This window comes from Winogradskyella aquimaris, from assembly GCF_042676105.1.
Classification (GTDB): Bacteria; Bacteroidota; Bacteroidia; order Flavobacteriales; family Flavobacteriaceae; genus Winogradskyella; species Winogradskyella aquimaris.
This window is the reverse complement of sequence record NZ_JBHTJQ010000004.1, coordinates 1-25653: the sequence shown is the minus strand read 5'-3', so window position 1 is coordinate 25653 and position 25653 is coordinate 1. Positions and strand designations below refer to the sequence as shown.

Here is a 25653-nt window from a genome sequence, read left to right as displayed (position 1 = left end):
TTTAAATTAATATATTAAGGCCTTCTAACAAGAAGGCCTTTTTCTATAATTATGAAAGTTACACATCTATTTATTGGTTCGTTTCTGCTCATGTCTTTTCTGTTTTCATGGAGATTCAATTCAACACCTAAAACGTCCACGGTATTTTTCTGTGAGGGTAGCTCTCTTAAAATAAAAGGGAGCTCTAACGTAAATAAGTTTGAGTGTGTCTTAGATATGAATACCTTGTCAGATGAGCTGTTGGTTTCTTACATTGAATCAGAGGATTACTTAAACTTTACAAATACTAATTTGGTTATTCCTGCAAAACATTTTGATTGCGGAGGAAAGATGATTAATAAAGACTTTCAAAAACTACTTAATACAGATGAGTTTCCAGAAATCCGCTTAGTTTTAAAGAAAGTAATGAAATCAAATATAACTGAGGACTGTACTGAGGCTATTGTAGATGTCCTTATTTGTGGGATTAAAAATACGTATAGCGTACCTATAACAACTTCTAAATCTATTGAGGGCAATAACATAAATGGCGTTCTGGCACTAAATATTAATGATTTTAGTCTTGAGCCACCTAAAAAAATGTTAGGGGTTATTAAAGTGTCTCCAGTTATTGAAATAGATTTTTTGCTAAACTTTAAAGTTGATTAGTTCATTACCTTTGCTTCTTTTGAAGTTTTGCGTTATCCTCAAATTTTGTGATGGTAATGGCTGGGTTACCAAACAAATACAGTTCCGTATCCCCTGAAGCCGAAATCATAATCTTCTCGGTTGCACTAATAGTTAGATCACTGTTGTCCTCTAAGGTTGCTATAACGGATTTTACATCAAGGTTAGGACTATTGAAGTTACTTGAGTTATCCAATCTCAATATAGAATTTTTGACGCTACCCTCAATAGCAGCATCAGAACGCTGATATAGATCAAAATCAGCAACTTTGCTATTGATTAAAGCGTCCAATTTGCTATTATCGCTCAATTCAATCTTAGTGGAATCTGCGGTGAGATTCAAACGTGTTTTAGACTTTCCCGAACTTTTGTAAGAAAAATTGGTTGAATTGATATTTAAATAGGCTCTCGCATTATCTGCTGTTTCTAAACTGGCACTTTTAAGTTCCATTGAAGTTAAAGACCTTACCTCACCGTCACCTCTAACGATGATATTTTCAAGTGCATCACCATAATTTACAGTAATATTCAATCTTTTTTTAGAAGTGATCCGAATGGTCTCTGTAAAAGAGAGCACACCATCTACAACTTCAAATTGTATAACCTCGTGTAAATTATCATCCGTTTCGACAGTAACCGAAGGTTTGCTATTATAAACGATTTCAATTGAAAAATCACCATTTACTACAAGTGTCTTAAAATCGTCAATGTAGGTTTGCTTTATAGTTACATTTCTGTCACCCTTAATTTTTTCTTGGGCATTAAGCATTGGTGATACCACCACTAATGTTAGAATAAATAAAAAATATCTCATCAATAAACTTTGTTTCGCTGTTATAGTGACACTAACTCATCGTTATGTCACTTTTTTAGCTATTAAACAAAGATATACAAAAACCGCCCCAAACTCTATAAAGAATTTAAAACGGTTCTTAAAAGATTGGTTATAAGATTGTTAAATATAAAAAGAAAATTAATTTTGTTAAGAAAAATGATATTAATTGGCTCTTACACTACCTGAGGAATTATCTGATTTTTCAACTTTTTCAGGATTACCAGAGTATCTAATGTCTCCACCACTAGTGGCTCTTGCCGTTAATTCTTTTGAAGTATTAACCGAAATATCTGCTCCACTTGTTGCCTTTACTTTAGAGGTTTCAGCTTTTAAGTTAGATGCTTTTATATCGCTACCACTAGTAGCTTCTGCAATTAATAAGCTTGTTGTTCCGCTAAGTTTTATATCGCTTCCACTGGTAGAGTGGCAATTTAATGTTTCAGTTTCAACATCTAATGTGATGTTTGCACCACTTGTACAATTAACTTCTAATTCATTTGCAGAAATGGTGTTTGTAGAATACACATCGCTACCACTAGTAGCCTTGATGGCAGAGATGTCGGTAACATATAAGTTTATTCGTTTAGAGGCTGCGCTTCTGATGTTTTCGGTAACATAGATTCGAAGTGTTCCATTTTCAACGTCGGTCATAATGATATCGTGAAGGTTTTCATCAGCTTCAACACTTAAAGCCACATTATTACCTTGTGTGATATATAGATCTAAGCCTTGACTTACCTTAACAGACTCAAAGTCGTCAGAAATTGAGCGATCTTGGATTACCACGTTTCTGTTTCCATCAACACCAGGCCCAAACGAAAAATTACAGGACAGCATTAAGATGCTTAAAATTATACTAACTACTATTCTTACTAATGTGTTCATGATGTTTTGATTTATTTGATTGATGATAATGTTTGATTTTACTTATTTTTTTGCTTTTGCAATATCGGAAACCAAAAGGATTCCGATACTGCTCAGCAAAAGTGATTTGATTGATTGGTTCATTTTTTGATTGATGATTACACAGCAAATGTCTGTGTTATTTTGATTGATTTAAACTTAATATGACCGAACTGTCATTTTTTGGGTGTCAATTGTCATTTACCTCGAGATCAACACCATCTTCGTCAATGGTTAGGTTCACTTCTGGCTTGTTTTGAGTAGACGAGGTCTCTTCGTCTGAAGTTACATTTTTTTCATTAACAATTGCCTCTTCTTCGCAATCTAAGCATACGACATTGTCCTTTTCTATCTTATAATAATGACCGAAATCCATATCTCTTAAAAGATTATTGCCATATCCCGAATAGTTGTATCTCCATGATCTGGAGAAACGCTTATCGGTATGCATAATCGTGCCTTCCGGTAAATAGAGAATAACCCTGACTTCTTGTTCACTAAATTTGTTCTCAATATCCGTCTTAAGGTAATTGTCTAGAACTAAAGTATTTCCATTTAATCTGTAGCCATAGTCAATATTTTCCGCACGTTTTTTGGCTTTATTATAGTTTCTACCTGTAGCTTCTTTTTCAATTGTGATTGATGCTGTAGAATCTGTAGTTGACTTTACAATATATCTTAGGTTAGAAGAGACCAAACTTTTACCATTGTCGTCTTCTACAATGTTAAATTCACCATTGTGATTGTAACGGTAGCTATTGTATTCGCTCAATTCAGAATGATCTAAACTGATTGTATCACCAGCTTTTATATTTAAGACATTTTTTGTCGTTACCTTGGCATCAAAGGCATGCTCAGTTGCCTGTTTTACTCCAGTGATAACAAGACCTATGATAGACATAAGCCATAGTCCTAGTAAAGTGAATTTGGCCACGTTTCCAATAGACTTTAGGTTGTTTACCAGAATCTTTAATCCTAAATAAAAGACAAAGAAAAATGGAATGCCAATAGCGAAAAACAATAGCATAGACATGAGCCATATAGGAATGTTAGCTGCATTTGCTACGTACAATAAATCTAAACCTGGAAGGTGAACAGCATCTGTAATACCAACTGTAAATAGCGCTACAATTAAGGAAATCAAGGTACTTATTCCCACAATGATTAAGATGATGCCAATGAACTTTGCTATGACTTTTAGGAAAAACATTAAAATACTTCCTATAGAATCAAAAAAGGTTTGTGAACTTGATTTTAACCGATTGCCTTGTTTTTGGAAATCGACACTTTTTACGGTTTCAGAAATATTATCAGTAAGATCGTCTAAACCCTCCTTAAATTTTTCACCATGCTTTTTAAAATCAACATTTTTTACGGTTTCTGATACCGAATCAATGCTGTCTTTAATTTTTTTTTCAATGTTGCTTATGTTCACAGGGTCACCTGTCATCATAAGCTTTTCAGCTGTTGTCCTTGCTTCTGGGACTAATGCCCAAAAAATGAGGTATATGAATATAAAGGTACCACCAGAACCAAGTGCCAACAATAACCAAATTAGTCGCATCCAGATGGATTCTATACCAAAATAATGACCTAAACCTGCAGCAACACCACCAATATATGAGTTGTCCGTATCTCTAAACAATTTTTTGGTAGGACCGGTTTGGTAGGTTTTTTTCTGTTGTGGTTCGTCTTCAAAGATTTCATCATCTACCAGATAATCTTCAGGTTGTCCCATAATGGTAATGACTTCATCAACGAGTTTGATACCTACTACTTGCTTTTCATTTTGTATGCGCTCAGAGAAAAGTTCGGCGATTCGAGCTTCAATATCTGCGATTATCTCTGATCGACCTTGAGAGTCTGTAAATGAACGTTTTATAGCCTCAAGATAGCGTGATAACTTAAGGTAAGCATCTTCGTCTATATGGAAGAATGTACCTGCTAAATTTATATTGACTGTTTTATTCATTTCTTTGTTGTTTTTGTACTGGTTACTAGGTTTACTGCATTTTGTAATTCACTCCAAGTGGTGTTTAATTCATTAAGAAACAGTTTGCCTGTTTCTGTAAGACCATAATATTTTCTTGGTGGTCCCGATGTGGATTCTTCCCAACGATAATTGAGTAATCCAGCATTTTTTAATCTTGTTAATAGCGGATATATGGTTCCCTCTACAACAAGCATCTTTGCGTCTTTCAAAGTGCCAAGAATCTCTGCTACATAGGCATCCTCATCTTTTAAGATGGATAAGATGCAATACTCCAGAACACCTTTACGCATTTGTGCTTTTGTGTTTTCTATCTTCATAATTTAAGCGTCTTAAATTTTATTAAACTGTTCATTTTTTGATTGATTATTGATGATGATTTATTTCAAAAAATTGATGGTCAATGGATATTTATAAATTTGACCATCCCTTGCAGATAGACTTGCTTTTACAATAAGTGCTAATTCAATTATAAAAGCGATAACTGCTAGTGCTCCAAGTCCACCTCCTATATAAAGTAAAGGGGAAGGTTCTCCTATATTTATATGAAAATCGTGAAAGCCACGAAAATCGATGACATCTAGTTTTCCAAAAAGCTTAAAGATGAAAAAAGGAACACTTATAGTACCTATAATTATGGCATAAAGTAAAACACTAATCTGAAAGTTAATGGCTTGCTTTCCATGTTGATCTATAAACTCTGATTTATCTTTATTAGCAGCCCAAAGTACTATTGGACCAATAAAGTTTCCAAAGGGAATTATAAACCTTGAAAAGGTTGAAAGATGTATAAATGTGGCTAAATTTTTATGATGATTATCTAACATTTTAAAAAGTATATAATAGTTTCTTATACAAATATATGTCTAAAAGAAGGTAATATGTTACGCATAGTACCTAAAATTAACATATATTTAACATTAGTAGTGTTAATATATTTGATTTATTTTAGTGGAAAATCTAAACCGTTTTAAATGAATATATCGCCCTCAAAGCTCAATACATTCTTAATGTTTAAGCTACCTGCCGCATATTTTACAGGGGTTAGAACAAAGTCTCTAGATGATACAACTTGTGTAGTTACCGTAAAACATCGATGGATTAATCAAAATCCTTTTAACTCTATGTTTTGGGCGGTGCAAGGTATGGCGGCAGAATTGACCACAGGTGCTCTAGTTATGAAAAAGATTAAAGAAAGTGGTAAAAAAGTATCCATGCTAGTAGCCAATAATAATGCGACCTTTACAAAGAAAGCTACAGGAAGAATTACCTTTACCTGTACAGAAGGGCATAAAATAGATGATGCCATTATAAAAGCTATTGAAACAGGTGAAGGACAAACCGTTTGGCTCAGTGCCAATGGAGTCAATAAAGATGGAGTAGAAGTGTCTTCTTTTAACTTTGAATGGACTCTGAAAGTTAAAAGTTAATGTCATTGCTAACCAAGTGAAGCAATCTCATTAAAATGTAACAAAATGTTATTTTAAACAACATATACATACATCAACCAAAAAACAAAAACATTATGGAAAGATTACCAGATTTTACAGATAGAAATGCCCACGAAATAGATTATCGTATTTATGGAGAGGAAATGCAATATGTTGAGATAGAGCTAGATCCACAAGAAGCCGTAATTGCAGAGTCTGGCAGTTTTATGATGATGGACGATGGTATTAAAATGGATACCATTTTTGGAGATGGTTCACAAAAAGATAAAGGGTTTTTGGGCAAAATATTAGGAGCAGGAAAACGTATCCTTACAGGCGAGAGCTTGTTTATGACTGCTTTTTATAATGACCTTACGGGAAAGCGAAACGTATCTTTTGCATCTCCCTATCCAGGAAAAATTATACCTATAGACTTAACAGAATATCGCGGGAAGTTCATTTGCCAAAAAGACGCCTTTCTTTGTGCAGCTAAAGGCGTCAGTGTTGGTATTGAGTTTTCTAAAAAGCTGGGTAGAGGATTATTTGGTGGCGAAGGCTTTATTATGCAAAAATTAGAAGGTGATGGTATGGCATTTGTACATGCTGGCGGTACCATGGCAGAAAAAACGCTACAGCCAGGTGAAACCTTACGAGTAGATACAGGCTGTATTGTCGGTTTTACACAAGATGTAGATTATGATATTGAGTTTGTAGGGGGAATAAAAAATTCAATATTTGGTGGAGAAGGCTTATTCTTTGCCAAGTTAACAGGGCCAGGAAAAGTATACATCCAGTCTTTACCATTTAGCAGATTGGCAGATCGAGTTATAGCGTCTGCTCCAAAAGCAGGTGGTAAAAGTAGAGGAGAAGGAAGTATCCTTGGAGGCTTAGGTGATCTGTTAGATGGAGATAATCGATTTTAGATTTATATCTTTTTTAAAATCAACAATTTAAATCGTAAGAAATCCCTTTGGATAATATTTGAGTTTAACGAGTTATTTCAACTTTTAACATAATAAGCTGTTAAACTTTAAAGATTTGATTTTTAAAAATGTGATTTTTTCCTATCTTAGAGATTGAATTGAAACTAATAGCCTATAGAGAAAATTTACTTTTGTTGAACCTAAAACTTTAAATTACCTATGGCGAGAGCAATGTTTGAGTACACCAAAACTGTACTTAAAAAGGTGAGTTTTGATGCGACATTATTCTGTAAAGAAGTGGAAAAAGCAGTGAAACGTTTACTGCCTCACGAACTAGAAGAATTACGAATTTTTATTCAGTCCCTAATCAATCAGAACCCGGAATTAAATCAATGTTTAATTTATTTAAAAGCATAGAAAAAAGCGACTTACGAGTCGCTTTTTTTATTTGGATAAAGGACTTATAATTTCTACATCACTAAAAGCAATTGCACCACGTATAATCCCAGAAATAACACTATGCATGGCATCTATGATTTGCATTTTTAGTTCGCTTTTGTGATAAATAATACTAACCTCCCTTGCTGGTGAGGGTTTTGCAAAATGCCTTAAATTAGAGCTTAGTTTTTCTTTTAAATCTAGTGTATGTAAATAGGGTAACAAGGTCATACCCATTCCCTCATTTGAGAGTTTTATCAGCGTCTCAATACTACCACTTTCCAATTGAAAATGTTCGTCTATTTGGTCTTTAAATGTTTTGCACAGATTAATAACCCCTTCTCTAAAGCAATGGCCATCTTCAAGCAGTAACATGTCTTCGATATCTAAATCAGCGACTTCAATGGTCTTTTTATCACGAAGTCTATGATTGTCTGGTATGTAAGCTACAAACGGCTCGTAATACAAAACACGTTCCTTTATATTATCGCTTTCAAGTGGTGTAGCGGCAATGGCAGCATCAAGATGGCCATCATTAATCCGTATGAGGATCTCTTCAGTCGTAAGCTCTTCAATTTTTAATTTTACCTTAGGATATTTTTTGATAAAATTTTTGAGGAACATTGGTAAAAGTGTTGGCATGATGGTAGGTATGATGCCTAATCTAAATTCACCACCAATAAACCCTTTTTGTTGATCGACTATATCTTGTATACGCTCTGCTTCATTAACAATATTTCTGGCCTGAAATACTATTTTTCTACCTACTTCGGTCAATTCAATTGGTTTTTTCCCTCTGTCAAAAATAACAACATCGAGTTCGTCCTCTAGTTTCTGAATTTGAGTACTTAAGGTTGGTTGCGTCACAAAGCATTTCTCGGCGGCTTTGGTGAAATTTTTGTGCTCAGCAATAGCCAAAGCATATTTAAGTTGTGTGATTGTCATGACTATTTAATTAGACTATAAAAATATAAAAACTATTTATAAAATCTATAGTAAATGTGGTTTTGTTTAGTTGTAAATTTGTTTGACACATAAAATAAAGAAGAAATGACACTGAATAGCATAGGTTTAGATACCCAAAAAACAAAAGATTTAGCTGAGAAATTGAATCAGCTGTTAGCCAATTTTCAGCTATATTATCAGAATTTACGAGGGATCCATTGGAATATAAAAGGGCGTATGTTCTTTGATTTGCACGAAAAGTTTGAAGAACTATACACAGATGCCAACGTTAAGGTCGATGAGATTGCAGAACGTATCTTAACGTTAGGTGCCACTCCCTTACATACATTTGAGGATTACACAAAAGCGGCCAAAGTTCCTGTTGGTAAAAATATTTCTAAAGACGAAAAGGCTGTAGAATTAATTGTAGAGTCACTTACAGAATTGTTGAAAATAGAACGAATTATTCTTGATGCCTCCGATGAGGCCAATGACGAAGGAACCAACTCCATGATGAGTGATTTTATCACCGAGCAGGAAAAGACCGTTTGGATGATGAAAGCTTGGTTAGGTGAAACAGTATAATGACATTCATATGATATGAAAAAGACTGCCACTGGCAGTCTTTTTTTGTGATTATTGTTTTAATTGATGATATCTTTTAGAATCTGATGTTTAGATTTAAGTCTTTATCTGTAACGGTAAATTTAGCATCACTGTACTGTGGTGGTCCCATTGCCATAACGTTGTTGGATGCACCATAGGATTCTTTTGGCATGCCGTTTTCCTGAAAGTCCATACGTTTGTTATCGTTTTTATCATGTAAGGCTAGGATGGCATATTCTCCTGGCAATACATTTTCAAAAGTAAGAGTTACTTTTCCATTTTCAATAGTAGTTTCTGCATCCATTATACCTTGTGCTTTCATAAAGGTATCAGAGTTATGAAGCGACATTAATACCTTACCTTCATTACTAGTTACATTGTCTACAGTTACCGTAATGGTAATGCCTTTGTCTTGTGCAAAACTGAATAAGGTTGTTAAAGTTAGAGCGAATGTTAAGATTAAATTTTTCATGATGTAATGTGTTAATAGTTAATGTTTTTTAATTGATGATTCAAATATCCAACATAACTTTAAGAAAGAACAATCGTAATTACTGAACTGTAATTTTATGGAGATGAGTTGTTTATTAGTGCTATTTGGTCGTCAAACACTACAGTAATCCTCGCGCCTTAATCTCTAAATACTTGTTAATGGTATTAATAGTTAAGTGCTCAGGCTCTGTTAAGATAGACTGAATACCATACTTTTGAAGTTCATTAACAATCAGACGCTTTTCATAAGCAAATTTTTCTGCAATTACCTTGTCGTAGGCTTGTTGTACGGTCTCTGCAGGTTCATTTATTAAGGAATTTAATTCAGTATTCTTAAAGAAGATGACTACCAGAAGATGATTTTTAGCAATACCTTTTAAGTATGGTAGTTGCCTATGTAGGCTATCCAAAGTTTCAAAGTTGGTATAAAGCAACATTAAACTTCGGTGGGTTATGTTTCGTTTTACATCGGCATAGAGTCGACTGTAATCACTTTCATAAAAATCGGTACTAACATTGTACAAGGTTTCTAAGATTAAATTCATCTGCGAGGTTCTTCGTTCTGCCGCCACAATGTTTTCGACCTTTTTTGAAAATGCTAAAATACCTGCTTTATCATGTTTCTTTAGTGCCACGTTAGAAATTACCAATGCCGCATTAATAGCATAATCTAAAAGCGTGAGGCCTTCAAAAGGCATTTTCATAACTCTACCTTTATCAATAATTGAATAGATAGGTTGCGATTTCTCATCCTGAAATTGATTCACCATTAAATGGTTACGCTTTGCTGTCGCTTTCCAGTTAATGGTTCTTAAATCGTCTCCAAGTACATACTCTTTAATTTGTTCAAACTCCATAGTATGCCCAATCTTACGAATCTTCTTTATCCCATATTGATGCAGATTGTTGCTAATGGCCAATAAATCATATTTACGCAATTGCATAAAGCTAGGGTAGGTTGGTACCATTGCCATTTCATTGTACCAAAATCTTCTGGCTATCAGACCAAAGACTGAAGTGACGTAAATGTTGAGTTTGCCAAAATGATACTCACCGCGTTCCGTTGGTCTTAATTGGTATGAAATTTCAGAAGTACTCGTAGCATTTAATTTTCTTTGGATATTGAAGTCCCTAACTTGAAACTGTTCTGGGATTTCATCTATGATATTTACATAGACGTTGAAAGTGTAAAAATTCTGAAGTACAATCTTAATCGAATTTTCATCGCCATTAGAAAATTTTTCAGGTAGTATGCGTTCTGCTTTCACTCCATTTTTTGCAGCAAATAAAATCAGTGTGTCTAATACCGAAAGTGTTACAAACAGTAATAAGACAACTTTTACAATATTAAAAAGCCTCGGAAAAATAAAGCTTAATACAAACAGAATGATAATACCTATACAGGCATAAAAAAATCTGTTTTGTAAGTAAAATGGCTTGATACGTTTTAGCACCCTCCTTGTTGTTTTGTTATTTATCTCGGAATCTCTACAGCTTCAATGATCTGTTTAATGATTTGTTTGGTATTAATACCCTCCATTTCACGTTCAGGAGTAACAATAACACGGTGTTGCAGTACAGGTATTGCAGCACGTTTTATATCCTCGGGAGTTACAAAATCCCTACCGTTCATTGCGGCGAAGGCTTTACTAGCTCTCAAAATGGCAATAGAGGCTCTTGGTGATGCTCCTAGATATAAAAATGGATTATTTCGCGTATTCACAATAATGTCGGCTATATATTTAAGTAAATGCGATTCAATAAGAATTTGCTCTACCAAATTTTGAAAGCTGCTGATTTGTTCTTTGGAAAGATGTGCTGTAATGCGATCTGTTTTAACGCTTCCTTTTAAGTTTTGCTCCCTATTTAAAATTTCAATTTCTTCATCAAGGCTCGGGTAGTCGATATCAATTTTGAACAAAAAACGATCCAACTGTGCCTCTGGCAATCTGTAGGTGCCTTCTTGTTCCACCGGGTTTTGAGTCGCTAGCACAATAAACGGTAAATCCATTTTAAACTTATTTCCATCAATGGTTATCTGGCGTTCTTCCATGACTTCAAACAAGGCTGCTTGTGTTTTAGCAGGTGCTCTATTGATTTCGTCAATAAGAATCATATTCGAAAAAATAGGACCTTCCTTAAACTCAAACTCTGTTGTTTTCATATTGAATACAGAGGTTCCTAAAATGTCACTAGGCATTAAATCTGGCGTAAACTGAATTCGGCTAAAACCAATATCCAAGGACTTGGCCAATAATTTTGCCGATATGGTTTTTGCTACACCTGGGACACCCTCAATGAGGGAATGACCATTGGCAAGTATGGAAGCAATAAGCATATCTATCATTTCTTTCTGGCCAACAATTACTTTCTCAACTTCATTTTTGATAAGTGCTATGCCATCCTTTAACTCAGAAAGATCAATTCTATTCTCAAAGCTTAGATCTTCAGCTTGGTTTTCTTCGGTTGGGTTTGTGAGGTCTTCAGCATTGTTATTCTCAGACAATTCGTTTAGTTCATCATTTGAATCTTTCATTATTTAAGTCTATTTAAAGAACCTATGGTTCAATTATTTAATTATTTCGTTGGGTATTGGTGTTGCTACCATATACCAATTATTATTCAGTATAAAACTCTTCAATAGCCTTATTCAGTTGCAACAAATCATTTTCAGTGCAATTTGATTTGGCCCTTAAATTGGCTATTTGATTTATGAGCTTTTTAATATCCTCTAGATCTTTTCCAGATTTTAAAGATAAGTTCTTTACAAACTTATCATCTAAGATTTGTGTATCTAAATAATACACACGTCTTATGTACTCCAGAAAATATGTAATTTTTTTATCTATAAGGTTATTGTGGTCTTTAGTTTCGTAGTATAGATTACCAATGGTTTTGGTAAAATCTACCGTGGTGTTTTTTAAAGGCTTTATAACCTTTACGATCCGTTGTTTGCGTTTGGCATTAAATATCATAAAAATTAGGATTGAAACTAATACCATGTACCATGCCCAACGTAAGGCTGGTTGACTTAAAATATAACGCAAAGATGACCTGTTTTCAATAGATCTTGTTTTATTTCTGGAATCAAAATAAATGGTGTCGTCTCCTAAATAAGACATAGCGGCCTCCGCATATTTTTTATTGTCTTTTTTAAGTAATTGATAATTGGTAAACACTGCAGGTTGTAAGTGTATATAAAAATTACCACTTCCCCAAGTCGTTTTTATAAAGTTGGTGTACAAGGAGTCTCCAAATTTTTGATAACCAAGCACTGTGGTATAAAGGGTATCTATTTTTGAAAAACAGATATTACTAAGTCCTTTTTCAATGGTGATACTGTCATTTTTAAAACTCGGGTTTGTATAGGATAATTTGGCCTTGCCAGAGAAACTAAAGTTATTGTCCAAGGTAAAGTCCAAACTATCTTTTAATCGTTGAGGAAAATAATTGGCAGAAATAAAAATATCATTTCCAAATGAGGCAAAATCCAGTAGTTCCTGAGCAGAGCTATTATCAATGTCTGGCGCCTCATCTATAAGGATATAGGTGCCAGTAGTTAAATATGTGGAGTCTTCCCAACTGTAATAGTCATCAAAATACTCATAAGGTGTAACCTTAATATTTTGCACTTTACTTTCAGGAAAGAGCTTTTCTAATTCTTCATGGAAGATATAAGTTCCAAAGGGAATTTTATGGGTTTCGTTATAGGTCTTCTGCCAATTGACTGGTGGAGGAGTGGTAAACTCAATGATTACGATACCAATGAACAGTAATACTAAAACTCCTAAATATATTTTTAGTGTCCTATTCATGGTTTTACAGATTCAAAAAATAGGTGAAACGCAGTTTTGGCTTTATTGAATTGATTCTGGTCAATATCAAACTCACCATACCATATATAATTGTAGAGGTAGGACGTATAGGAAAACCCGTCCTTTATGTTTTTAGAGGTGATCTCGTAATAATAATCACTGTTGGTTTTTTCCACATCATACTCAATGACCCCTTTTTGCGAAAGCTGTTTTAAGAGCCACAAATAGTAATACCTTATTGCTAATCGGTAATTGTTATCCTTTTCGGCAGAAGCAATGAGCGATTTAAAATCGGCTTCATGAATATTACTTTCAATATCGGTAACGGGTATAATGCTTTTTTCTGAAGATTTACCAAAGACCCATTTGCCCTCTTTATTTAAAACAGCCTTGACAATAAAGAAAACAACCAAAATAAAAATAACAACATAGAATATTTTTAAAACAAGGTCTGTAATATCTGCAGCCTTCGCGTCAGAGTTAATGCTAAATAAACTTCTAAAAACGTCCGTTAACCATTGCTTAAAACGTGTCCACCAGCCCGAATTGTTGATGGTACGTTCGTATATAAACTCGTCACCAGAATACTTGTCTTTAAAATCGTCGAAATGTCGCTTTTCAATAGGCTCAGTGTCTGCATAAACCTCGTCTTGCGGTATAGCGTCTAAAGGCATTGAAGCACTAAAACCATAGGTGCTCATAAAAATACCTAAGAATAAAAACAGCGTATGTACTAACTTTAAATTATTCACGGGTTCCTATGAGGTCTATGTCGCTTTTTGTGTTAATATGTTCTACGTCTTCTTTTAAACTGTAAAAGACAACACCTTGGTTAACTTGTATAATGAGATTAAGGAATATTCCAATCAAATAGGATAGCAAAAAAATCAGAACCATAATTACTGAAAACGACTTACTTATTTGTTGTGGATCTGGGTCAGTACCTGCCTCGAGTCCCGTAAGCATATCTACAATAAAAATAAAATAGGGAATTAAGACCACGATGTTTTGAAATATATAACCCATTAGAAAGAACAAACCAACACAACCAATGGCAGACCAAAACTTAGTACTCATTAAAACCCAGCTATAGCTAAAACTCTCCCAAATACTTTTTTTATGTTCTATATATTCCATTAAGGTACCTTGGTAGAATAAGCTTACAGCACCAATAACTAAAGGTATAAACAATAAACCTATTATGGTTATGGTCAATACAAAGCTTACCACACCAGCGATTAGAAGTACTGGAATTGCTACTAGAATGGCACAAACGAGATAAATCAGTAGTTTACTAATGTTACTCTTATATTCATTAATAATATCTGAGGCATTAAAATTTTTGCCATTCTGCTTGGCATAGAGTTTTAGATATATGGGAACATAGGAGTAACTTATAATAATTGAAATTAATCCTACCGTAAAAAACGCTATCAAGAATATTATAAAAACTGCAGCATTTTCATTAATATAAGATTCTACCGCACTGGCATCGTTAGATAAGTTGCCGAATAAAAGTTCCGAATAAAAATCACTAAAAAAATATCCTAGAACCAATAGAATAAGTATAAAAACACCATTGATGATAAAGAAGTTTTTATACAAATGTTTTCCGTTTTGTTTTAAAAATAAAAACGTATCCTGAAAAAACTCACCAAAACCTCTAGACTTATAAAGTTGCATGAAATTCCTTTAATTTTTTATTTACCATAAACGGATACACCAAATAGTAAAATGAAATGAAACTTAAAGTGGTTAAGATAATACCAACGCTCAGCCAATTAGGCATGGTGTTAGAGTAGCGTGTGACATAGCCTTCTAAAAACCCTGCAGCAATAGTGAATGGAAAAGTACTGATTAAAATCTTAACACCATTTTTTACACCTATCTTAAAGGAGGTGATTCTTGAGAAGGTTTTTGGAAACAGTATACTGGCTCCCAAGATAAGTCCTGCAGCTCCTTCTATAACAATAGCAAATATTTCCATAGAGCCATGAATCCAAATCCCTCGTACACTTTCCCATAGTACACCTTGCTGATGAAAGAAATATTGAAAGGAGCCCACCATAATAAAATTATGAAGCATAACATATACCGTTCCCAATCCAGCAAATACACCATAGAGAAACGCTTGAATTCCAACATAGAGGTTATTTAAAGTAATACCAATAAAACTACCCCAGTTACTTCCACTTTTATAAATGGCAACTGGGTCACCAGACTCAATATTTTCCAATGTTTCATTAACATAGGCATTACCCAAAATTAAGCGCACAAAAGCGCCATCATTAGCAGCCGACAAAACTCCTATGGCTATAAAGCAAAACGAAATGATGAAGGAATAAAAAATGTAACGGCGGTATTCATAAACGATGAGCGGAACTTCAGTTTTCCAAAAGTGTATAAACCTATTGTTGTCTTCGCGCTTTGTTTTATAAATTTTTTGAAATGCTCTTGCTGTTAGATTATTTAAATATAGAATTGTCTTACTTTTGGGGTAATAGGTTTGTGCATAAGATAAATCGTTTACAAGCTGAATGTAGAGCGAAGCAAGTTCGTCAGGATTTTTGAGTTGTTTTCCAAAAATAGCCTTTTCAAAATTGAGCCATTTTTGTTTATTTTGCTTGATAAATGCGACTTCTCTCATTGAGAATCAAATTAACAGAATTAATGGTAGAGTTACAAATAAATACCACACAAAACGTTAATATAAATTTTGTTGCTGCAAGTGTGGGAGAGCGCATTTTAGCATACATCATAGATCTTATAATTAAGCTAGCCTATGTAGTGGTGACCTATCAAATTGTGTTTAAACTATTTAATATAAATGAGGTCATAGAGGACATGGATTTTTGGTCTCAGATAGCCGTAGTTGTATCGTTTTATCTACCTGTAGTTTTTTACAGCTTAATCTTTGAAACCTTTTTAGATGGCCAAACCATTGGTAAGCGTATCATGAAGATTAAAGTCGTTAAAATTGATGGTTACCAAGCTTCTATTTACGACTATTTGGTGCGCTGGTTTTTTAGAATTATCGATCTCAACTTATTAGGTCCTGTATTTGGCCCTGTTGTTGCCTTAATCACTATAATAACAAGCAAAAAAAGTCAACGTTTGGGTGATATGACCGCAGGTACATCTGTCATTACCCTTAAAAATAACGTGAATATAAGCCACACTATTTTAGAGGATTTAGACGACCATTACGTACCAACATACCCTAATGTCATCCGATTGTCTGATAATGATGCTCGGATTATAAAAGACACCTACACACGTGCAAAAGCTTCAAAAGATTATGAAACCTTAATTAAATTGAGAAAGAAAATTATTGAAGTCATAGAATTAAAAGAATACAATCAGCACGATATTGAATTTATAGACACCATTTTAAAAGACTATAATTACTATACACAAAACATGTAATGTTTTTTCAAACTCTAGATATATTAGGAACAATTGCTTTTGCAATTTCTGGTGTACTTGTGGCCATGCACAAGCGCATGGACCCTTTCGGTGTGCTTATTATTGCTTTTGTTACTGCTGTTGGTGGTGGTACATTACGTGATATCATGGTTGGAGTAGAGCCTGTATCATGGATGCAAAATATGACCTTTGTATATGTAATTATAGCCTCAACTATATTTGCGGTGGTCTTTAGAAATAAGTTAAAACACCTAAGGAAATCCCTCTTTTTATTTGATACCATAGGAATTGGTTTGTATACGGTTGTAGGGATAGAAACCGGTTTGGTAGCAGGATTACACCCGTTGATTTGTATTGCCTTAGGCACTATGACGGCTTGTTTTGGTGGTGTCACCAGAGATATTTTATGTAATGAAATACCGGTCATCTTTAGAAAGGAAATCTATGCGACGGCTTGTATTGTAGGAGGTTTGACTTATTTTGCGCTTAGGGAATTTCTTGAAGATCAAAATTACCTCTTCATTATAGCAGGACTTGTGGTGATTGTTATTCGATTAATTGCTGTTCGGTTTAAAATCAGTTTGCCCAGTTTGTACAAAGTTGAAGGTGAACAAGAGGATTAGGCTTATTTATAGTTTTTTAGAAGTATGTTCAACCCTTACAGCGTATTTTACAAAAAGCAAAACAAATAGAGGAACTATTATTAATCCGGTCATAAAATTGAATAATCCCACCCAATCGGATAGTGCATTACCACCTTTTGAAACCAATAGTAAGTCACCCAAGGGACCTTTTGAAAATATGGTATTATATACAAAGTTCCATCCTAAGTGCAGTCCAAAGGGTAACATTATTGATCTTGTTTTTGAAAATGCCCATGCCCAGGCGTACCCCATCAATCCAGTTCCGATAAAAACTAAAATCATTGCCATGACATTACCTAAAACTCCGTACGAGAACCAGTGATAAATTCCGAATGCGACGGCAGAGATTAGGATACTTTTTCTTGAGCCTATTTTTTGAATGAGTATGTACAATAATGCCCCACGAAATATCAGTTCTTCTGTCAGTACCGATTTTAAGTCCCACCAAAAGGATTTTAGGATAATACCTCTTGTAATACTTTTGTTCAAAATCCAAGTTGAGGATTTGAGGTAGGATTCTAAATATTGGACAAGAAGGCAAAGTATGCCAGTAATTAAAAATCCGATTAAGAATTGTTTTAGTCTTTTGTGAATAGGAAGAAATCCTAAGGCTAAAATAGTCTTTCTTTCAATCAGGTGTAAAAGTAACCAAGAAAGGGCAAGTGCGACTAAAATTCCTATCATTATGCGATTTAATTTAGTTTGTCTTCTAACGTTAGGATTATACTCATCATTATTTATTGGCTGTATCCTGCAAAGCTATCCATTAATACTTTCCACCAGTTCCATTCATCAGAAAAATACATCAATGAATGCTGAACTATAATAAAAATTAAAAAAGGAACGTAGGTTAGATATGTTTCCTTTTCATTACGTTCGCGCCATATCATAATCAAAATTACAAGTTCAATAGCTACATACGAATAGGTTAGGGACTGCACAAAGTCTGAAGTGACTTCGAAAGTAAATAGAAACATTCGTGTCAATGCTGGAATTAGAGGACCAAAAATTGTAGCGACCATAAATTTGGAATGCAGCTTTAGTTTCTTTCTAAAATATATTGCCAATACATATAGAACAGCAAAACCAAAAAGGGTACATGCATCTATAAATGCCAATTTGTAAACCAAGTTAGGAGGGTAATTGGCTTGCCCTAGTATCATCAAGCGCATCATTATTATGCCACAAATAATGATTGTAGGGATTAACAATAGCGAGGACCAACCTAGATAGCGATGGGCTTTAAACTTACCTTTCTGAAATAAATAGGGTTGAAAGATGAGTAAAACCATCCATAAGGTTGCGCTAATACCATGAAGGTGATAGGGTAAAGAGAAGGCTTTTAACCTTGTAAAATAGGTCATGCTAAAGCCTAATAGTACAATGACTAACCCTAAAGTTAAATAGATATGGGCATATTTATAGTATGTTTTTCGTGCCATAATAATTACTGATTAGGCTGGTTGTTGATCCATGAACTTCGACAATCCATTTTCGTTACTCATTTAATTTGCTATTTAGAATGTCTTTTATGGAATGCATATCTAAAATTAGGTCTTCACTTCGTTCTTTGGCATTTTTTAAGAGTAGAGCTTGCTCATACAACAGCGATTCTAATTCCAATAAACTTTGCAACGCCACTTTTTGGTCGCTATAGTAATTGATAAGTTCAGGATGCTTACCAACCCTAGTAGGTAAATCTGGCCCACCGTATAATTTTTGGGTCTCAAGGCTCGAAGTAGATATTAGGTGGCTTTGTGTCTTCAAATAATCAATTAAACCCGCTTGTTTGTATTTAAAATCCAATAGCATATTTCGTATATCAACAGGAATCATTTTAATATCTCCAGTAGTCAATAGGGTATTGATAGTATTGGTATGCGCTTCAAAATTAGATCCTCGAATGGCTTCAGCAGAGAATACTTTTCCGATTTCGGTGGTTGCAGCCCACAAGGATATTTCGTTTTTTTTAAATGATTCCTGATATAAAGTTAACCGCTTAAAAAACGAATCGATCATGCGATTTCCTATTATCATTAAGGACTCATCTTTTTCTAAATCCTGCAAGATTTGGCCATAATAGACTTTGATGTTCTCTTTGTTTTTTCTATTGGTATTCCAGTTATTAATTTGAACGGCAATTAAAATCCCAATAACCACGAGTATAATTTCTCCAACAGCATATCTCAGATATTTGCCGGTTTTACCCTCCGAAAGCAAATTTTGACGAATTTTCCGAAAGAATTTTATCATATCCTCATGATTTATCAACTCTTATTTTCAAAGCCGTTATTAATATCAGGCCGTAGGCTTATGGCTGAGCCTAGTGATTAGACTTTAATCTTAGCCTCTTATCTAACTTCAAAAGTTTTCAGCATGTTTTTTTGCGAAGCATCTGGAACTTCAGATATTAAGACATATCGACCTGGGTTAAAAGTTGCCGTAAAATATCCAGTGCTACCTGTTGGCATATCATTTACGCCGCCCATAAAAGTAATGGCCTTTGGAGCTGGTTCTATTAAGCCTTTTGGGTCTGCCCAGTTCATCCAATTTTCAAGTTCTTCAAGATTGGCGTTATCTTCGAGTTTAACAAGGTTGATATCGTGACCAACAAAATTTTCATGTACAATTTGATCTTTATAGTAGACTGAAAAAGTGTGTTTTCCTGAACTTATGGAGTCATTAAAAACAATACCATCAGTACTGGAAATCTCAATTGTTATGTCCGCTTCTAATGGTTTATTTCCTGAGTCGTTTTCGGTTACTACCAGATCTTTAGTCATGCCCATGGAGGTATGAAACATTCCGTTACTCATTTTTACATAACATTCAACGATATATTTTCCGGGTTTTAGATTTAGAGTGGTTTCTCCGACCTGACCTGGTGATAATAGACCAGAACCTCCCACAAAAACGACTTCTCCGAACCATTCTGGTAGTTTTGAAAACTCAGCAAAACCTTCTTCGGTTTTACCATCCATTATTAATTTCATGGCGCTATCAAAGACTGGTGCAACAAGCTTTTCAGCATCTTTTGAAGTTTTGCCTTCAGGATATTTGTCAATCAAGAAAAAGTGTGTTTGAGGTGATTGATTTTTGTAACGAAAGGTGTTCCAACCTGAGGCTATGGTATCTATCATTTGAAAATCCATATTCTCGGTTATAATTTCTATGACGTTCTCTTTTTCTATTTCAGGCGTTTCGTCTAAGTTTTTCTTTTTGTCATTTTTACAAGACTGAACGTGTACTACGCAAAGAATTAAAAGGATTATAAATTTGAAAGAAGGGGCTTCTAAAACATCATTTTTTAAGATTCTCATATCATTAATTATTTGGTTAGCAGTTGCTACTTTAAAAACGGTTTTTATAAAATGACGAATTGGGGAAAAGTCTTGGGGAATTTAAATCGTAATTTAAAGATAGTAAATTGTAATCAATTGTAATTATGAAATTTAGAAATGAGTAATACAGTCTAATATACGTTCCTAAATTTTTATTTTAGGTATTAATTAGTTTGATTGGCAAACTCTGTCTGTATTTTATCTCCCCGTTGCTTTACTATTTTCAAAAAATAGGCATACCCTCTCCAATGTGTAGCGAGCCTTGAGAATGTATTTATAAACTCTTCATCTTCAGACATTTTGTTAAAGTCATAATCATGGGTTATTGATAACGCCTCTGGGTTTACATAAGTACGGATGTATCTGCTAAACACTTTATAATCGTCTTCAATCGCCATACTTATTTTATCATAAACCTTTTCTACCTGTTTTAAATAATTGTAAAAGTCGGTTATTTGATTCCTTAACTTTACATCATAGATTAAATTTAAATCTCCATTACTTTTCATCTCCTCATAGGTTGACAATGCTGGTAATTGATAGGTTGTGCGTGAAAACCATATCATGGCATAATCCATCGTTTTTTTGTCCTCCCTGGTTAATTCTTTTTTTGATTCTAATAGGGCTACTGCTTTTGTGATTGACGTTAAAACCCTATCAGCATTTGACTTTAAATTATCCCCTTGCTTAGTCAACCGATCTAAATCTTCATAAATTCTTTGATGATATTCTCGCGATCGCATGTTTTGTTTTCTATTTTCATTCCAATTGTTAATCTGCAAGGCAATCAAAATCCCAATAACTACAAGTACAATTTCCCCAATGGCATATTTTAAATACTTTCCAGTTTTACCTTCTGAAAGTAGTCGATGCCTGATGTTTCTGAAGAACTTAATCATACATGTTGCTTTTTATTATTTCTGCCAACGACTTTCTCAACTAAAGCTCTATAAGACCTCTGATTTTGCTTTATAAAATTGTGTTTCGATAATCTTAAGAATTTTTTCATTAGTAATGGGTAGTCATAATAATGATAATTGTACTCTGTATTTTAACTTAATTTGCCAATCAAGATTGTTGGAGCACCTCCTGTTGAAATTCTAGTTGCATCTGCCGCAACTTCTTGCATTCCTAATGACGCCATTGCTCCATTTAATGCTTCTAGTGAATCAAAAGGCATTGTAAACATTTGATAAAAAGGGGGCTTACCTTCTGGTCCTTGCAAAAATTTGGTTACCGTGTAAGGTTTTTCATTAGATGGTATTCCTGTTTTCTCGTGAAGTAATTGAATATGGGCAGAATAGTCTGATTCAAATTTTTCTACGTCTTTTGGTTGTGGATAAAGTACTATTAGTTTCATAGTTTTTAAGTTTAAATTTATACTTACGCTGTTCTGTTTTTGGTCAGCCCTCTATATCTTCTTATTGGTTGGTTTTAATGAAGCACAACGGTTGGGCGGTGGTTTCATTGATCGAAAATCCGCGAGGATTTTCAGGCGTAGCAAACAGTTGTTTAAATGTAGTAATTAAAATTGGAGTAGAGAAGTGGGTGTGAATTATACACCTTGTTATGGCACATTTTTTCTGTTACTAATAAGATTAAGACCAATTGTCCAAGAGAGTATTAAAATGAAAGCTCCTTTTTGTACTATAGGGCCATATTGAATTAGATTTTCATTGTAATAAAAAAAGTTGTTCAACCCAATTATCAGAATACAACATATCCCCATTACCATCATAAAAGGTAACTGGTTATTGTACAGCGCTCTAATCATTCCGATTATTACCACTGTGCCGGATATACTCAAAACGGAGGTCATGATATCATGATATTCAGAAAATATGAAGGGAGCGGATGAAATTGCCAAAGTTCCCGAAATTTTTATGATCATTTTCCACATTCTATGTTTTTCAAAGTGGTTTGCAAATTGAAAGAAAAAAATAATCATACTGCTACAAAGAATAATTATTCCTGTAATTGCAATGGGCTGTGCTTTGTTTTTAACTCCATTCAACCCATTCTCAAGCATTAGGTTACACCAATAATTGTTGGACCAATCAAATCCAACTGCATTAAGGTCGGCTTGTGAACCTCCGGGATATAGTTTAGAGGCATAAATGTAAATACCTATGAAAAGTAATATGCCAATGGTAGGCAGAAATTTTAATAGTCCTTTTAGGTATATCATATTTCTATTTGTTCAATAATGAGCTCCAACTGTTTTGTTATGGCATGGTAGGCAAGTATCATTCCGCTATAACCATAAACTTAGCAACAAGGCTCTAAATTCCGATTAGGAATTTCAGCCGCAATGAATGATAGCCTTGGTTGGGCACATTTATAGCCACTTCATTTTTCAATCATAATTATTGAACGATTAACAGGTCGTTTTATGATTTATTATTATAATCCTTTAAACTTTTTAATGTTTCTTTATATCCTATTTCAATTAATTCATCTGCTTTATAAAAGTCATAGATATTACAGATATGACGAGGTGTCTCTATTAAAACATCAGGTGGATTATTCTCTAGAGACAATTTTACCAATTGATCTCTCATTATTTCAAATGAATCATTCATAATATCAAAATACCCTAACTTTTTTTTCTTGTCATTTGAAATTAATTGATGTAAACTGGTATTGAATTTTTCTAAAAGACTTTGATAATAAGATTGCTTCTCTTTATGCTCATTTTCCTTCTTTGCAGGAACAGGAGTGTTGGCATTTACATTAACGGCAATCAAAATATCATCGTCAATTCGTTGGGCATGATTGAGAGGGATATTATTTACTACACCTCCGTCAACAAGGATAGAGCCTTCCTTTTCTACAGGTGTTAAAACATTTGGAATTGCTATCGAAGCCCGCATTGCATCATAAAGACTTCCTTCTGTGAAAAGCACTTCTTTTCTGGTAACTAAATCGGTTGCGGTTGCAGAAAACTTAATCGGTAAATTCTGAATCTGTTTATCCCCAATAAAGGTTGACAATTCTGCAAACACTTTGTCTCCTTTTATAAAGCCACTATTAAAAAGAGTGAAATCCACTAATTTAAATACATCTATTTTGTTAAGTTCCAGAATCCATTGTTTAAACTCTTTAATTTTTCCGGCAGCATAAATTCCACCAACCACGGCTCCCATAGAAGTTCCAGTTATTGAGTGAATTTCATAACCTTGTTGTTCTAATGCTTCCAAAACTCCTACATGGGCAATGCCTCTTGCCCCTCCTCCGGATAAAACTAAAGATATCTTTTTCATTTATTAGTTTCTATTTTCGTATCATTTCTAACAGTTTCGCCTATGAGTAGTTGCGGGTTTTACACAACTGCCTTTGAGATTACAATATACTTTTTTTAACGAAAAAGCGATTTAGATTAAGCTTAAACCGCTATTGCTTATACACCTTGTTAGTCACCGCATTTTTGACTTTTCAAATGGTCTTTTATCTGAAGTAGTCATTTTATATTGTTCCAAAGCCTCTTCCAGAGTAAGATCTGCTGGTAAATTTTCAATGAATGTCATAACTGATGTAAATATGAACGGTATGTTGCTTTTTGAATTAAAATCAGATTTTATTGCTATGTCATCTAATTGATCAGCATTCCATTTTTTTCTTATTCTGTTGGCACTCTCATATTTTTCCTTATTCAAATTTGGAAGCCATATTTTGTTATTTAGAGAATCTGGCAACAAGTGATGTCTATATTGCCAAGTTGAGTACACCTCAAAATTTCCTTTATCTTTATCATTTTGGAAATGCAGGTAAGAGATTGCCTGTTCAGGATCAAATCGTCCCTCATTCACTGCCTTGCAAAGAATTGGTTCAAGATCAATTATGTTTTTGTTGCTGCTTCTTCTTTGAGATGTATGAACTAAAACCACATCGTGATTTTGCCCCCTTAAGGATTTCTTAAAACCGAGCTCAATCTGAGAAGGGAAGCCAATAGAATCAGTTATTGAAAGTATCCTGTTCATATTGATTATTCGATTAGCTTGAATAGTGTCATCATGAGTATCATACATTGGTCTGAACAATTGATCTCTTTCCCACATTGATTTGAATTCATTTCTTAATCTTGAGTCATAGTCAGTCGTTCTTTTCTCTATAAAAGAATTCCAGAGGTTTTCATTTATATATGTGTTGACAAAAATTGACTTTAGGACACTCAAATCATCAGAATTATTTATAAGTAGCTGAAGATTTAAATTTCTTTCATCAAAATTATCAGAGAGGTGGTTTGAAAGTGCAGCATTATAAACATCAGCACCAAAAGGTTTTTTAATTTCTTTAAAAGCCAAAGAATAATTTTTTGATGCTTTTTCGAAATCACCATCACAAATTGCAATTTCAGCTTTATTAGTTAGAATGTGATATTTAGTAATTGCTTCATTATTGCAGTTGCATTTCGTTAATTCAGTGATGGCAGAATTTTCAGACTTAATATTGGTCTCATTACGGTTTTTACAACCTATTAGAATTGTCAGAATAATTATAATGATTGTTATTCTCATTTTTTTAATCTTATGGTGTCTAACCTCTTTGGCTATGGTTTCGTTGCGGAATGGTTCGGCAGAACTATTCCGCAGTAAACCAAAGTTAGCAAACACGTAGGAATTTCCAATTGGGAATTCAGCCGCAATGAGCTATACACGGTGTTAGGCACTGGCCAAATCATTCGCCTTCTAATAGAATCTTCGAACAGTCAATATCTGGTCCGAGTATTTTCTGTTTCCAATTTTGGTCATACACTTCTTTCATGTATTCATCAATGACATTATTGTAATCTTCGATTTGTGCCATCAATTCTTCACTGACATAACAACCAGCGACTTGGTAAATTTGCAAACCATATTTTTTTCTTATTTGGTCTTTACACTTGTGATCGCTCATTTCTCCATATTCTAACCAGTACATTTTTGTATTGTAGTGAATATCATTTATTGCCGATTCTTTCGAAATTTCTTGACCTTCAGGAAGGGTAACTTTCTGTTGTTTTAAATTAAAGGTGAAGACGAATAATCCGATTAATATTTTTGATATTAAACTATTCAATTTTCTATTTTTTGCTGTCTCGTCCTGAAATATGGCTACAGGTTAAAAATTGATTTACGCTGTTAATTTATATACCATATCAGGTGTTTTAAAATCTAAAGATAAATGTAATCTTATTTCATTGTACAGATTAATTGCATT

At 33.9% G+C, this 25653-nt stretch carries 30 protein-coding genes; 7 read left to right on the top strand and 23 right to left on the bottom strand.

The genetic code is table 11. The features are described from left to right. Positions 1–51: 51 nt before the first annotated feature. A complete protein-coding gene (locus ACFQ1K_RS04565; RefSeq protein WP_320556509.1) occupies positions 52–648 on the top strand; it encodes a YceI family protein in 597 nt (198 codons plus the stop codon). A gap of 4 nt (positions 649–652) precedes the next feature. Here the strand turns inward: ACFQ1K_RS04565 and ACFQ1K_RS04560 are convergent, their stop codons facing one another. The 5 genes from ACFQ1K_RS04560 to ACFQ1K_RS04540 form a co-directional block, all read right to left on the bottom strand. Beyond that, positions 653–1480 (bottom strand): GIN domain-containing protein, encoded by an 828-nt coding sequence (locus ACFQ1K_RS04560; protein ID WP_320556510.1) that lies wholly within the window; start codon positions 1478–1480, stop codon positions 653–655. A gap of 183 nt (positions 1481–1663) precedes the next feature. After that, complete coding sequence (locus ACFQ1K_RS04555) at positions 1664–2386, bottom strand: head GIN domain-containing protein (protein WP_320556511.1); 723 nt, start codon at positions 2384–2386, stop codon at positions 1664–1666. 208 nt (positions 2387–2594) lie between these two features. Further along, on the bottom strand, positions 2595–4376 hold the full coding sequence (locus ACFQ1K_RS04550) for a PspC domain-containing protein (RefSeq protein WP_320556512.1): 1782 nt from the start codon (positions 4374–4376) through the stop codon (positions 2595–2597). Further along, positions 4373–4714 carry a PadR family transcriptional regulator gene (locus tag ACFQ1K_RS04545; protein WP_114300844.1) on the bottom strand — a complete coding sequence of 114 codons (342 nt, stop codon included), beginning with the start codon at positions 4712–4714 and terminating at the stop codon, positions 4373–4375. Before ACFQ1K_RS04545 ends, ACFQ1K_RS04550 begins: the two co-directional genes overlap by 4 nt. Before the next feature lie 60 nt (positions 4715–4774). Next, the gene (locus tag ACFQ1K_RS04540) at positions 4775–5221 is read right to left on the bottom strand and encodes a DUF4870 domain-containing protein (RefSeq protein ID WP_320556513.1); all 447 of its coding nucleotides are present in this window, start codon (positions 5219–5221) and stop codon (positions 4775–4777) included. Between the two features lie 147 nt (positions 5222–5368). Here ACFQ1K_RS04540 and ACFQ1K_RS04535 point away from each other — a divergent pair, with 147 nt between their 5' ends. The 3 genes from ACFQ1K_RS04535 (at position 5369) to ACFQ1K_RS04525 (ending at position 7164) form a co-directional block, all read left to right on the top strand. Then, complete coding sequence (locus ACFQ1K_RS04535; RefSeq protein WP_320556514.1) at positions 5369–5824, top strand: DUF4442 domain-containing protein; 456 nt, start codon at positions 5369–5371, stop codon at positions 5822–5824. Positions 5825–5919: 95 nt separating this feature from the next. After that, positions 5920–6747: a TIGR00266 family protein gene (locus ACFQ1K_RS04530; protein ID WP_320556515.1), complete on the top strand. Its 828-nt coding sequence runs from the start codon at positions 5920–5922 to the stop codon at positions 6745–6747. Between the two features lie 219 nt (positions 6748–6966). Then, on the top strand, positions 6967–7164 hold the full coding sequence (locus ACFQ1K_RS04525) for a hypothetical protein (RefSeq protein ID WP_320556516.1): 198 nt from the start codon (positions 6967–6969) through the stop codon (positions 7162–7164). 27 nt (positions 7165–7191) lie between these two features. Here ACFQ1K_RS04525 and ACFQ1K_RS04520 read toward each other — a convergent pair whose 3' ends face one another. Then, a complete protein-coding gene (locus ACFQ1K_RS04520; protein ID WP_320556517.1) occupies positions 7192–8130 on the bottom strand; it encodes a LysR substrate-binding domain-containing protein in 939 nt (312 codons plus the stop codon). A 105-nt stretch (positions 8131–8235) separates the two neighbouring features. Between ACFQ1K_RS04520 and ACFQ1K_RS04515 the strand changes: the two genes are divergently transcribed. Beyond that, entirely contained in the window at positions 8236–8715 is a 480-nt protein-coding gene (locus ACFQ1K_RS04515; protein WP_320556518.1) for a Dps family protein, read from the top strand. A gap of 76 nt (positions 8716–8791) precedes the next feature. On the opposite strand, the gene ACFQ1K_RS04510 is transcribed toward ACFQ1K_RS04515, so the two are convergent. From ACFQ1K_RS04510 to ACFQ1K_RS04480, 7 genes are all read right to left on the bottom strand, one after another. Beyond that, positions 8792–9208 (bottom strand): DUF2141 domain-containing protein, encoded by a 417-nt coding sequence (locus tag ACFQ1K_RS04510; protein ID WP_320556519.1) that lies wholly within the window; start codon positions 9206–9208, stop codon positions 8792–8794. Between the two features lie 139 nt (positions 9209–9347). After that, the gene (locus ACFQ1K_RS04505) at positions 9348–10682 is read right to left on the bottom strand and encodes a DUF58 domain-containing protein (protein ID WP_320556520.1); all 1335 of its coding nucleotides are present in this window, start codon (positions 10680–10682) and stop codon (positions 9348–9350) included. 20 nt (positions 10683–10702) lie between these two features. After that, positions 10703–11764 (bottom strand): AAA family ATPase, encoded by a 1062-nt coding sequence (locus ACFQ1K_RS04500; RefSeq protein ID WP_320556521.1) that lies wholly within the window; start codon positions 11762–11764, stop codon positions 10703–10705. Between the two features lie 82 nt (positions 11765–11846). Next, positions 11847–13043, bottom strand: a complete 1197-nt coding sequence (locus ACFQ1K_RS04495; protein ID WP_320556522.1) for a DUF4350 domain-containing protein — start codon at positions 13041–13043, stop codon at positions 11847–11849. Further along, on the bottom strand, positions 13040–13795 hold the full coding sequence (locus ACFQ1K_RS04490) for a DUF4129 domain-containing protein (RefSeq protein WP_320556523.1): 756 nt from the start codon (positions 13793–13795) through the stop codon (positions 13040–13042). The genes ACFQ1K_RS04495 and ACFQ1K_RS04490 overlap by 4 nt, the downstream gene beginning before the upstream one ends. After that, entirely contained in the window at positions 13788–14726 is a 939-nt protein-coding gene (locus ACFQ1K_RS04485) for a hypothetical protein (RefSeq protein ID WP_320556524.1), read from the bottom strand. The genes ACFQ1K_RS04490 and ACFQ1K_RS04485 overlap by 8 nt, the downstream gene beginning before the upstream one ends. Further along, positions 14713–15690, bottom strand: a complete 978-nt coding sequence (locus ACFQ1K_RS04480; protein ID WP_320556525.1) for a stage II sporulation protein M — start codon at positions 15688–15690, stop codon at positions 14713–14715. The genes ACFQ1K_RS04485 and ACFQ1K_RS04480 overlap by 14 nt, the downstream gene beginning before the upstream one ends. Before the next feature lie 23 nt (positions 15691–15713). Between ACFQ1K_RS04480 and ACFQ1K_RS04475 the strand changes: the two genes are divergently transcribed. After that, the gene (locus ACFQ1K_RS04475) at positions 15714–16469 is read left to right on the top strand and encodes an RDD family protein (RefSeq protein ID WP_320556526.1); all 756 of its coding nucleotides are present in this window, start codon (positions 15714–15716) and stop codon (positions 16467–16469) included. After that, positions 16469–17092 carry a trimeric intracellular cation channel family protein gene (locus ACFQ1K_RS04470; RefSeq protein ID WP_320556527.1) on the top strand — a complete coding sequence of 208 codons (624 nt, stop codon included), beginning with the start codon at positions 16469–16471 and terminating at the stop codon, positions 17090–17092. Before ACFQ1K_RS04475 ends, ACFQ1K_RS04470 begins: the two co-directional genes overlap by 1 nt. 6 nt (positions 17093–17098) lie before the next feature. Here ACFQ1K_RS04470 and ACFQ1K_RS04465 read toward each other — a convergent pair whose 3' ends face one another. From ACFQ1K_RS04465 to ACFQ1K_RS04420, 10 genes are all read right to left on the bottom strand, one after another. After that, positions 17099–17797 (bottom strand): CPBP family intramembrane glutamic endopeptidase, encoded by a 699-nt coding sequence (locus ACFQ1K_RS04465; protein ID WP_320556528.1) that lies wholly within the window; start codon positions 17795–17797, stop codon positions 17099–17101. Between the two features lie 53 nt (positions 17798–17850). Then, positions 17851–18555 carry a hypothetical protein gene (locus ACFQ1K_RS04460; protein ID WP_320556529.1) on the bottom strand — a complete coding sequence of 235 codons (705 nt, stop codon included), beginning with the start codon at positions 18553–18555 and terminating at the stop codon, positions 17851–17853. Positions 18556–18610: 55 nt separating this feature from the next. After that, positions 18611–19366 (bottom strand): DUF6090 family protein, encoded by a 756-nt coding sequence (locus ACFQ1K_RS04455; protein ID WP_320556530.1) that lies wholly within the window; start codon positions 19364–19366, stop codon positions 18611–18613. A gap of 98 nt (positions 19367–19464) precedes the next feature. Beyond that, on the bottom strand, positions 19465–20433 hold the full coding sequence (locus ACFQ1K_RS04450; RefSeq protein WP_320556531.1) for a hypothetical protein: 969 nt from the start codon (positions 20431–20433) through the stop codon (positions 19465–19467). A 185-nt stretch (positions 20434–20618) separates the two neighbouring features. Next, on the bottom strand, positions 20619–21353 hold the full coding sequence (locus ACFQ1K_RS04445) for a DUF6090 family protein (protein ID WP_320556532.1): 735 nt from the start codon (positions 21351–21353) through the stop codon (positions 20619–20621). Positions 21354–21505: 152 nt separating this feature from the next. After that, positions 21506–21814 carry an EthD family reductase gene (locus ACFQ1K_RS04440; protein ID WP_320556533.1) on the bottom strand — a complete coding sequence of 103 codons (309 nt, stop codon included), beginning with the start codon at positions 21812–21814 and terminating at the stop codon, positions 21506–21508. 207 nt (positions 21815–22021) lie between these two features. After that, positions 22022–22642, bottom strand: a complete 621-nt coding sequence (locus tag ACFQ1K_RS04435; RefSeq protein WP_320556534.1) for a hypothetical protein — start codon at positions 22640–22642, stop codon at positions 22022–22024. Positions 22643–22844: 202 nt separating this feature from the next. Beyond that, on the bottom strand, positions 22845–23717 hold the full coding sequence (locus ACFQ1K_RS04430; protein WP_320556535.1) for a patatin-like phospholipase family protein: 873 nt from the start codon (positions 23715–23717) through the stop codon (positions 22845–22847). A 153-nt stretch (positions 23718–23870) separates the two neighbouring features. Further along, positions 23871–24971: a hypothetical protein gene (locus tag ACFQ1K_RS04425; protein WP_320556536.1), complete on the bottom strand. Its 1101-nt coding sequence runs from the start codon at positions 24969–24971 to the stop codon at positions 23871–23873. Positions 24972–25131: 160 nt separating this feature from the next. After that, complete coding sequence (locus tag ACFQ1K_RS04420) at positions 25132–25512, bottom strand: FEKKY domain-containing protein (RefSeq protein ID WP_386133886.1); 381 nt, start codon at positions 25510–25512, stop codon at positions 25132–25134. Positions 25513–25653: the final 141 nt, after the last annotated feature.

Excerpts from the sequence above, each read along its gene's own strand:
- ACFQ1K_RS04565 (WP_320556509.1), top strand. The coding sequence starts at position 52 with ATGAAAGTTACACATCTATTTATTGGTTCGTTTCTGCTCATGTCTTTT.
- ACFQ1K_RS04560 (WP_320556510.1), bottom strand. The coding sequence starts at position 1,480 with ATGAGATATTTTTTATTTATTCTAACATTAGTGGTGGTATCACCAATG.
- ACFQ1K_RS04555 (WP_320556511.1), bottom strand. The coding sequence starts at position 2,386 with ATGAACACATTAGTAAGAATAGTAGTTAGTATAATTTTAAGCATCTTA.
- ACFQ1K_RS04550 (WP_320556512.1), bottom strand. The coding sequence starts at position 4,376 with ATGAATAAAACAGTCAATATAAATTTAGCAGGTACATTCTTCCATATA.
- ACFQ1K_RS04545 (WP_114300844.1), bottom strand. The coding sequence starts at position 4,714 with ATGAAGATAGAAAACACAAAAGCACAAATGCGTAAAGGTGTTCTGGAG.
- ACFQ1K_RS04540 (WP_320556513.1), bottom strand. The coding sequence starts at position 5,221 with ATGTTAGATAATCATCATAAAAATTTAGCCACATTTATACATCTTTCA.
- ACFQ1K_RS04535 (WP_320556514.1), top strand. The coding sequence starts at position 5,369 with ATGAATATATCGCCCTCAAAGCTCAATACATTCTTAATGTTTAAGCTA.
- ACFQ1K_RS04530 (WP_320556515.1), top strand. The coding sequence starts at position 5,920 with ATGGAAAGATTACCAGATTTTACAGATAGAAATGCCCACGAAATAGAT.
- ACFQ1K_RS04525 (WP_320556516.1), top strand. The coding sequence starts at position 6,967 with ATGGCGAGAGCAATGTTTGAGTACACCAAAACTGTACTTAAAAAGGTG.
- ACFQ1K_RS04520 (WP_320556517.1), bottom strand. The coding sequence starts at position 8,130 with ATGACAATCACACAACTTAAATATGCTTTGGCTATTGCTGAGCACAAA.
- ACFQ1K_RS04515 (WP_320556518.1), top strand. The coding sequence starts at position 8,236 with ATGACACTGAATAGCATAGGTTTAGATACCCAAAAAACAAAAGATTTA.
- ACFQ1K_RS04510 (WP_320556519.1), bottom strand. The coding sequence starts at position 9,208 with ATGAAAAATTTAATCTTAACATTCGCTCTAACTTTAACAACCTTATTC.
- ACFQ1K_RS04500 (WP_320556521.1), bottom strand. The coding sequence starts at position 11,764 with ATGAAAGATTCAAATGATGAACTAAACGAATTGTCTGAGAATAACAAT.
- ACFQ1K_RS04495 (WP_320556522.1), bottom strand. The coding sequence starts at position 13,043 with ATGAATAGGACACTAAAAATATATTTAGGAGTTTTAGTATTACTGTTC.
- ACFQ1K_RS04485 (WP_320556524.1), bottom strand. The coding sequence starts at position 14,726 with ATGCAACTTTATAAGTCTAGAGGTTTTGGTGAGTTTTTTCAGGATACG.
- ACFQ1K_RS04480 (WP_320556525.1), bottom strand. The coding sequence starts at position 15,690 with ATGAGAGAAGTCGCATTTATCAAGCAAAATAAACAAAAATGGCTCAAT.
- ACFQ1K_RS04475 (WP_320556526.1), top strand. The coding sequence starts at position 15,714 with ATGGTAGAGTTACAAATAAATACCACACAAAACGTTAATATAAATTTT.
- ACFQ1K_RS04470 (WP_320556527.1), top strand. The coding sequence starts at position 16,469 with ATGTTTTTTCAAACTCTAGATATATTAGGAACAATTGCTTTTGCAATT.
- ACFQ1K_RS04465 (WP_320556528.1), bottom strand. The coding sequence starts at position 17,797 with ATGATAGGAATTTTAGTCGCACTTGCCCTTTCTTGGTTACTTTTACAC.
- ACFQ1K_RS04460 (WP_320556529.1), bottom strand. The coding sequence starts at position 18,555 with ATGGCACGAAAAACATACTATAAATATGCCCATATCTATTTAACTTTA.
- ACFQ1K_RS04455 (WP_320556530.1), bottom strand. The coding sequence starts at position 19,366 with ATGATAAAATTCTTTCGGAAAATTCGTCAAAATTTGCTTTCGGAGGGT.
- ACFQ1K_RS04450 (WP_320556531.1), bottom strand. The coding sequence starts at position 20,433 with ATGAGAATCTTAAAAAATGATGTTTTAGAAGCCCCTTCTTTCAAATTT.
- ACFQ1K_RS04445 (WP_320556532.1), bottom strand. The coding sequence starts at position 21,353 with ATGATTAAGTTCTTCAGAAACATCAGGCATCGACTACTTTCAGAAGGT.
- ACFQ1K_RS04440 (WP_320556533.1), bottom strand. The coding sequence starts at position 21,814 with ATGAAACTAATAGTACTTTATCCACAACCAAAAGACGTAGAAAAATTT.
- ACFQ1K_RS04435 (WP_320556534.1), bottom strand. The coding sequence starts at position 22,642 with ATGATATACCTAAAAGGACTATTAAAATTTCTGCCTACCATTGGCATA.
- ACFQ1K_RS04430 (WP_320556535.1), bottom strand. The coding sequence starts at position 23,717 with ATGAAAAAGATATCTTTAGTTTTATCCGGAGGAGGGGCAAGAGGCATT.
- ACFQ1K_RS04425 (WP_320556536.1), bottom strand. The coding sequence starts at position 24,971 with ATGAGAATAACAATCATTATAATTATTCTGACAATTCTAATAGGTTGT.